Origin of the sequence: Dietzia sp. DQ11-44 (assembly GCF_014145205.1) — a bacterium.
Lineage (GTDB): Bacteria > Actinomycetota > Actinomycetes > Mycobacteriales > Mycobacteriaceae > Dietzia > Dietzia natronolimnaea.
The window spans coordinates 1-2,714 of the sequence record NZ_JAALEC010000271.1 but is presented as its reverse complement, the minus strand read 5'-3'; the positions used below and the strand labels follow the sequence as shown (position 1 = coordinate 2,714).

Genomic DNA, 2,714 nt, shown 5'->3' with positions numbered 1-2,714 from the left:
TGGCGGGTCTTGTAACCGTTCGACGTGGAATGGGTGTTGCCGTGCATCGGGTCGCACTGCCAGATGACCTTGTGTCCCGAGGCCTCGACGGCCTGCACGATCGGCGGGAGCGCGTCCCTGACCTTGTCGTTGCCCATGCGGGAGACCAGGGTCAGGCGTCCCGGACGATTGCGCGGATCGAGCTTCTCCACGTACTCCACCGCGAGTTCCGGGGTGGTCGAGGGGCCGATCTTCAGTCCGATCGGGTTCTCGATGAGTGAGGCGAACGCCACGTGGGCGTCGTCGATCCCACGGGTCCGCTCCCCGATCCACAGGAAGTGGGCCGAGAGGTCGTACAACCCCTGCTCCGCGTCACCCGTGAGGCCCGTGCCGTCGTCGGCCAGGCGCAACATCGCGCGCTCGTAGTCGAGCACCAGCGCCTCGTGGGAGGAGAAGATGTCCGCCGACCGCAGGTTCTCGTCGGAGACACCGCAGGCGTCCATGAACCGCAGCCCTCGATCGACCTCCGCCGCGAGCGCCTCGTAGCGCGCGCCGGCCGGCGACCCGGCGACGAACTCCATGTTCCACTCGTGCACGCGGTGCAGGTCCGCCGTCCCCGAGGCCGTCAGGGAGCGGACCAGGTTCATGGCCGCGGCGGCGTTGGCGTAGGCGCGGACCAGACGCGACGCGTCGTGCTCACGAGCGGTGTCGTCCGCGTCGAGCCCGTTGACCATGTCCCCGCGGTAGGAGAGCAGGCCGGTGGCGTCCCTGTCGGCGGAGCGCGGTTTGGCATACTGCCCGGCGATCCGGCCGACCTTCACCACCGGCATGGACGCGCCGTAGGTCAGGACGACGGACATCTGCAGGAGCGTGCGGATCACGCCCTTGATGTGCGGCTCGGTGTTGGCCTCGAACGTCTCCGCGCAGTCCCCGCCCTGGAGCAGGAACGCGCGACCGTGCGCGACGTCGGCCAGCCGATCCGAGAGGTGTTCGACCTCCGAGGCCACGCAGATGGGCGGCACGCTCTCGAGGACCTTGCGCATGGCCGCGGCGTGATCGGGATCCCACGACGGTTGCTGCAGCGCGGGTCGCGACAGGGCGTCCGCCAGCAGCCGATCGAGGTCCGCCGAGAGCGGGGGGAGGTCGGGAAGCTGTGCGATGTCGACGTCGACTGTCCAGTTGCTCACCCCGCGAGGATACGCCACCGCCGCCGGCGCGGACCTCAGAGACCCAGGTGGGGCGCCTTCGCCGCGATCGCCCGGAATCTCAAGAACGCATGGCGGGCATCGCCGAGGGCGTCGTGGGCTCCGCCCGGGTGAGGCGGCAGCTCCGGTTGCCCGGCCATCTCCCACAGCTGGCGCACGTCCCGCGTGAACCTCGGCATCGCCGCCGGCAGCTCGGTCATGTCACCCCAGAGCTGGCACACCGCGACGTGGTCATAGGCCCCGATCCACGCCCACAACTCGACCGGCCCGGAGATCGGTGCGGTGACGAAGTCGTACAACCCGTCGCGGATCCCCGCCCGCGACATCCAGGCCGGGGACGAGGGATTGGGCAGTTTGGGCAGGACGTTCCGGCGGACCCACGGACCGGCCTTGGCCTGGTCGAAATCCGTGGAGACCGCGTAGAACTCGCGTCCGTCCTCCGCCACCACCCCCACCGAGACCAGGTCGATGGTGGTGCCGTCCTCGATGAACTCGCAGTCGTAGAAATAGCGCACCGGCGTCAGCGCTGCCCCTCGACAGGCTGGTCGAGGAGGTTTCGTCCCGACTTGCGCACCGCCTCGTAGCGCTTCTTCATCTCGGCGCCGTAGATGTCGTGGACGTACTCCTGACCGGTCATCGCCTGGATGCGCCTCATGAACTCGTCGGTGATCTCCCGCTCCGCCGCACGGTCGCCTTCTCTCCCGGCCCACGGGGTCAGGTCGAGCGGCTCACCGATCATGACTCGGACCTCGACCGGGCTCCGACGGAACCTGCTGATCTTACGGACGTACTCACCCGTCCCCATCACCCCCACGGGGATGATCGGCACCCCGGCTCGGAGAGCGAGGCGCGCTGGTCCGGTCTTACCGCGGAAGAGCCGTCCGTCCGGTGAGCGGGTGCCCTCCGGGTACATGCACAGGACCTGCCCGGCCGAGAGCACCTCCATCCCGGCGTTCAGTGCGGCCTGAGCGGCGTCCGCGTTGGTGCGATCGATCGGGTGCTGACCGGTTCCGGCGAAGAACCACCTGCTGAGCACGCCGCGGATCCCGGTGCCGGTGAAGTAGTCGCTCTTGGCCAGGAAGGTGACCCGCCTCGGGAGCAGGAGTACCGTGAACAACCAGTCGCCGACGGAGTAGTGGTTCCCCACGAGCAGTGCCGCCCCGCTCACGGGGAAGTTCTCCTGCCCCGTGGTCGTGGTTCGACTGGTCGCTCTCAGGAAGGGACCGATCAGCACGTACTTGAACAACCAGTACAGCAACTTGGGTCACCGGACCTTCCGTCGTTGGGGAGTTGACGGAGCGGATACTACCCGGATCGGTCCGCGAATCCGGACGGGACGAGATTCGGTGGCCACAGCTCGGGATCCGGGACGAAGCTGGCGATCACGGCGCACGCCCCGGGGTCGAAGTGCGAGGCGACGAGAGTGCACCGGGAGAGCAACGCGGGAAGCCGCAGCATCGTCCGGATACCGTCGAGGACCACCCTGAGCCCGTCGCCCTCGACCGAGGGCGGGGTGGTCGGACGAGCCGG

General features: G+C 68.7%; 3 protein-coding genes and 1 pseudogene. All 4 read right to left on the bottom strand.

What is annotated here, in order from left to right:
* Positions 1 to 1,166: 3-deoxy-7-phosphoheptulonate synthase (locus tag G6018_RS07700; protein ID WP_182639304.1), on the bottom strand; the 1,166-nt coding region annotated here is incomplete at its 3' end.
* 35 nt (positions 1,167 to 1,201) lie between these two features.
* A complete protein-coding gene (locus G6018_RS07695; protein WP_182639303.1) occupies positions 1,202 to 1,699 on the bottom strand; it encodes a polyadenylate-specific 3'-exoribonuclease AS in 498 nt (165 codons plus the stop codon).
* 5 nt (positions 1,700 to 1,704) lie between these two features.
* Positions 1,705 to 2,418 carry a lysophospholipid acyltransferase family protein gene (locus G6018_RS07690; RefSeq protein WP_304815659.1) on the bottom strand — a complete coding sequence of 238 codons (714 nt, stop codon included), beginning with the start codon at positions 2,416 to 2,418 and terminating at the stop codon, positions 1,705 to 1,707.
* Positions 2,419 to 2,489: 71 nt separating this feature from the next.
* Positions 2,490 to 2,714 (bottom strand): annotated as a pseudogene (locus G6018_RS07685) (hypothetical protein); the annotation flags it as partial.